Source organism: Sphingorhabdus sp., from assembly GCF_023910635.1.
Classification (GTDB): Bacteria; Pseudomonadota; Alphaproteobacteria; order Sphingomonadales; family Sphingomonadaceae; genus Sphingorhabdus_B.
The window spans coordinates 1-4739 of the sequence record NZ_JAAVVZ010000047.1; the positions used below are offsets into that span (position 1 = coordinate 1).

Annotated in this window: 2 protein-coding genes and 1 pseudogene; all 3 read left to right on the forward strand. The window is 48.9% G+C overall.

Annotated elements, in window-relative coordinates:
• On the forward strand, nucleotides 1-579 hold a 579-nt coding region (locus HEQ34_RS13810), incomplete at its 5' end, for a hypothetical protein (RefSeq protein ID WP_296201455.1).
• Nucleotides 580-691: 112 nt separating this feature from the next.
• On the forward strand, nucleotides 692-1657 hold the full coding sequence (locus tag HEQ34_RS13815; RefSeq protein WP_296201459.1) for a hypothetical protein: 966 nt from the start codon (nucleotides 692-694) through the stop codon (nucleotides 1655-1657).
• A 1-nt stretch (nucleotide 1658) separates the two neighbouring features.
• Nucleotides 1659-4739: pseudogene (locus tag HEQ34_RS13820) on the forward strand (hypothetical protein); the annotation flags it as partial.

Consider the following 4739-nt stretch of genomic DNA (forward strand, 5'->3'; position numbering starts at 1 on the left):
GGCGGCGTGGACTATGGCGCGGTGGGCGCGGGCAATGTGCAGGTGTCGGCAGACGGCGTGACTTGGGTAAACGCGACCTCCGCGACATTTGCGGCAGGTGCCACCGAATTGTTCGTGCGCACCGCTGTGGTCGCCGACAATGTGCCCAACCCGGCCTATGTTGCGCCAGATTTTGACTTTGCAACTGGCCAGACAAATACCGGCAATGGCGTGCCAGCGTTTTTGAACGTGGAGGGTAATGAGCGGTTCACGCTTTCCGCCACCGTCACCGCTGGCGCAAGTGCCTTGGCGAATGGCGGCGCTGCGGTATCGGGCACGGGCACGATCGTCGATGGCGCGGGCAATGAGCCGTTGGTGTGGATCGACCATGTCGTGGTCGATGAGGCCAGCGGTCAGGCGCGCTTTGTCCTGTCGCGTTCCCGCGCACTGGCTGCGGCAACGACGGTGGCGTTTGCGACCGCCGATCGCAAGGTACTCGACATCGACATCGCCGCAACGGTCGATGGTGGTGATGGCAATGACACGATTTACGCAAATGATAACGACGCGCCAGAATATGCGGCGCGGATTGTGGCCTAGAGAATGTATCATCTTATAAAATGTAGTATTATCCCATGGCGTTACTTGCCAATCTGGCGGATTGGTCCATTATGCTACGCAAAATGGACATATAGTGAGTCGGGGGAGGGCTATGCGGATGAAGATCAATGTCAACTTGCCTTGCCTCTCGGCGCTTTTGGCGGCGGCGCTGTTGATTGGCGGATGCGCGAGTCAGCAATATATGGGTGTGTCGTTGAAGCCCGGCGGCGCTGATCCGGCGGTGCAGGCGCTGGCTGTGCGCGCATCCACAGGGGATAAGCAGGCGCAGTTGGATTTGGGGATACGGTTTGAGGAGGGCGCGGGCGTTGCGCGTGACCTGACCGCAGCAAAGAAGCTGTACCGCCAAGCCGCGTCCGATAGCGGCGGGACGATTTGGGTCTATACGCCGCCCGTGGGCAATGGGACCAGTGGGCGGGTGGTTCCGGTTCAGTCAGGAACGAAGCAATATGGTATTAGTGAGGCGCAACTGCGACTTAACCAACTTAATGCCGCATCTCGCAAACAAGCGATTTCAAACACTCAACAGAACAACCCGCCTTCCATTACACCGGTTTCATCAATTGATAATGATGTTTCTGAAATTGTTAAAAATGCTGTCAATATCCGGGCGGCGCCACAATTCAAATTTGATGGGTTGATTATTTACATACAATCCCAACCAACATCTGATGAACTTATTGAGCATATCAAAAAAACATATTTAGAAATGTCAACAGACAAATACGAATATGATTGCATGGCACAAAAACAATATATAGGTGAAATTGCTTTTAACATTTGCGAAAAATATCAATTAAAATCTCTTAAAAAAATAAATATATCATTATCAAACGAAGAGCGTGGGAAAAATTATACTGAAATATGTAAAACAAACTTTGATGATTGGTCAATGTTAACAAAGTATAATGACGAAATTGAATCAAGGATGGCAATATCAGATTTGTGGCAAGGATATTCTTCTATTAAAGGTAGTTCCGGATATGTTCGAGTAACATTGGATTTTGTATCTTTAAGAAAATGTTTATATTATATTACTATTTTTGAAGGATTTAAATGAGATGATTTTTCAATCAAATTCTCCTTTAAGTGCAATATCAACAGAACCGCGTTTCAAATATTTGAGTCCGCAAGCTAAGAAGCTTTTTGATGATGCGAAAGCAAAATATTTGGTTTTGGTCGGTAACACGCCAGAAAATTCTCAAAAATTTGATAATTTTGTCAATAATATCGATAAAAACAGAAGCGCTGCAAGTGCGATAAATGATGCTGTTGATCTGAACAATGGAACTGATCGCGCTTTACTTAAAAAAATCGATATTTTGCCAAGTAAGTTATCAGATGGTAAAGATAATCCGCAGCGCGACAACTTTTACGATGGTTTGATAGTCGCTGATAGGAATTCAAACGGGACGTTCACAAGATTAAGAGTTCTTGAATTAAGCAGTAGGTTTAAGGCAGGCGGCACACTTACATTTTCAATAAATACGATTGAAAAGGCGAGTTTTGTAAGTCAACTGTTTGTGACTGCACATGAGGTAGCTCATGCGAAGTTTGCTCAGAAATTCGCCGCTGATGTTGTCCGCGCTGCAAATTCGGCTTATTCTGCCATATCCGCCAGTACTAAAGCAATTGCTCAACTTGGAAATAGCCAACAGGCTTCAGCTACAATTGATGTCACTGCTCACGTAAGGGCCATGGTCCGGCAGCGCATGATTAATGAAGGGCGAGCAAATGTTGACGCGTTTAACCAGATCGTTGCAGATTTAAATGTTAATAATATTCCATTTGGTCAGGAACATTTGAAGGCCATTTGGCAATCAGAAGAATTTAGAAACTATTTAGTTCAAATTGATCCCACCTTTCCAACCGATGAAACTGGCAACGCCCGCTATCGTTTGGTTCCAGGATTAACGGCTAATGCACGTGGATTTTTGGATTTAACGGACGCAAATTTTTCCGCGGCAGCGGATGCGAATATCGCCGAGCAAGCGCGCTATTCGTCGCTAACGTCCCATAATGTGGTCTATGCGGCTGGTGATTTCGCCACCCTATTACTACATTCCAGCAATGTACCCCAAAAAATTGATTTGTCTAAATTAAACATAAACGCAGGCGTTCCTTTTCAGGAGTTTATTCGCCAAGTTTCCCAAATGTTAAAGAACAGTCTTGGAGAATATAAATATGTCGATCCAACGACGGGGGCAATTAAATCAATCACGGTAACACCAAATCCACAAGGTGGTGAAAATATCGTATCGTTTCCCGATGTGGTCAGCAATGCACCGGCAAGCCTATCATCGCCACCGCAATTAATTGACACTGCGCCCGTACCGCCAGAAGCAAAACCAGAGAAACAATTACCCCGGGGTCTCAAGCGAATAAGCGTAGACGGACGGGATATAGTTGTCGATAAGTTCGGCAGAGAATTGGTTCTTGAATTTGACAGGAATGGGAACCTAGCAGGCTCGAAAGCCCAAGACGGATATAGCCGCTACACGGGTAAAGCAGGGGTAACGGTTGACGTCCGCTACGTAAATAATAAGGCAGTGGATACCAATATTCGTATCAACGGTAATCCGATCGGTGTCGAATTTTCTGATTTCGGAAGTATATTGGGTCAACAACTAGGCTTTCGGTTAGCCGGGAATAACGCTGGACGCGGAATTGTATATTCGGCTGTTTTGCAAACATTGGGAGATAATTTAGGCGATGCGCTAGATGGCATAGTTGGAAGACAGTCTCAAAAAAGAGCTATTGATGATGCGTTCTCAACATCCAGCCCAGAATTGCTCGCCAACCTAAAATCCGCTGGCGTTGGCGCAATCTCGTCGTTTTTAACCGCTCAATTGATTAACGTTATTGGTCTTGATGGCTTTGCGGGAGAATTAGGCAGCACTGTTAGTGGCACGGTTTTAAACACGATTGTTTCAAATATCGCAGGCCTGAATGGCGCCGCTCTTTCTGCAAACCCATTTGCAAATATTGGTCTTGCAAGCCTGCCAACTGCTATTGCGTCATTCCTTGGAAACCGTCTTGCCAATGAGGTTGTCTCGTTCGACACAATCGGCGGACAAATTGGGGCTGCTGTCGGTAGCGCCCTTGGTGTAATTGGGGGCGTTGCTCTTGGAAAAAGTTTAGCGGTTTTAGGCGCATTTGGTGGTCCCATTGGGGCTTTGGTTGGAGCCTTCCTTGGTACCATCATCGGCGGCCTCATCGGCTCGGTCTTTGGCGGCACGCCGCGTTCGGGGGCGGATGCGCAGTGGGATGATGTGCAGGGCAAGTTTATTGTTACCAATGTCTATTCCCGCAAGGGCGGGTCGAAGGATGCGGCGCGCTCGCTTGCGAGCGTGGCGGCAGAGACGTTTAACGATGTTCTGGAGGCGACCGGCGGGCGGCTTGCCCGGCCCGGTGATGTCACCGCCGGCAATTACGGCATGCGCAAGTCGGATTTTGTCTATCGCCCAACATCGACGCAGGACAGCAATCTCATCACCTATCGCGTGTCGACCAAAGACAAGGACGCGTTTGCGAAGATCACCGGCTATGGCATTTATCAGGGCCTGACCGATCCGGATTTCCAAATCATCGGCGGCAGTAATTACATCAAACGTGCGGTCTATGCGACGCTGGAAATCGGCGGCGTGAGCGCGACCAATTTTGACCAAGCGGCCTTGTTCGGCAACATTGCGTCGGCACAGGCGTATGAAAGTTACCTGTCCAATAGCGCAGTGATCAACGCGATTGTGGCAGCCGAGTCCGACAGCGTCTTTGCCATTGAAACCGCGATCAACCTTGCCCGTGCAGGCGAACTTGGCCTGACCAAGCGGCATCGTTCGGACTGGTTCGGGGGTTTTAACGCCTTGTTGACCGAAGCCGACACCAATGCGGTGCAGGTAGAATTTGGCTATGATTATGACGCGTACAGCGGTCAGATCAGCCGCCAAATCGGCGTGGGTGATTATGTCATTGGCGACACTATCGACATTGCCGGACAGACGACGATTGAGGCAGGCGCGGGCGCTGACACCATTGACCTGCGTTCGGGCAAGCTTGCCAACCAGGTTGGCTATACGGTCAATGGCACGCTGAACAATGACATTGCGGTGTCGGGGGCGGACTTTACGGCCTTGTCCAGTTCG

Coding starts and splice junctions, on each gene's coding strand:
- HEQ34_RS13815 (WP_296201459.1), top strand. CDS start 692: ATGCGGATGAAGATCAATGTCAACTTGCCTTGCCTCTCGGCGCTTTTG.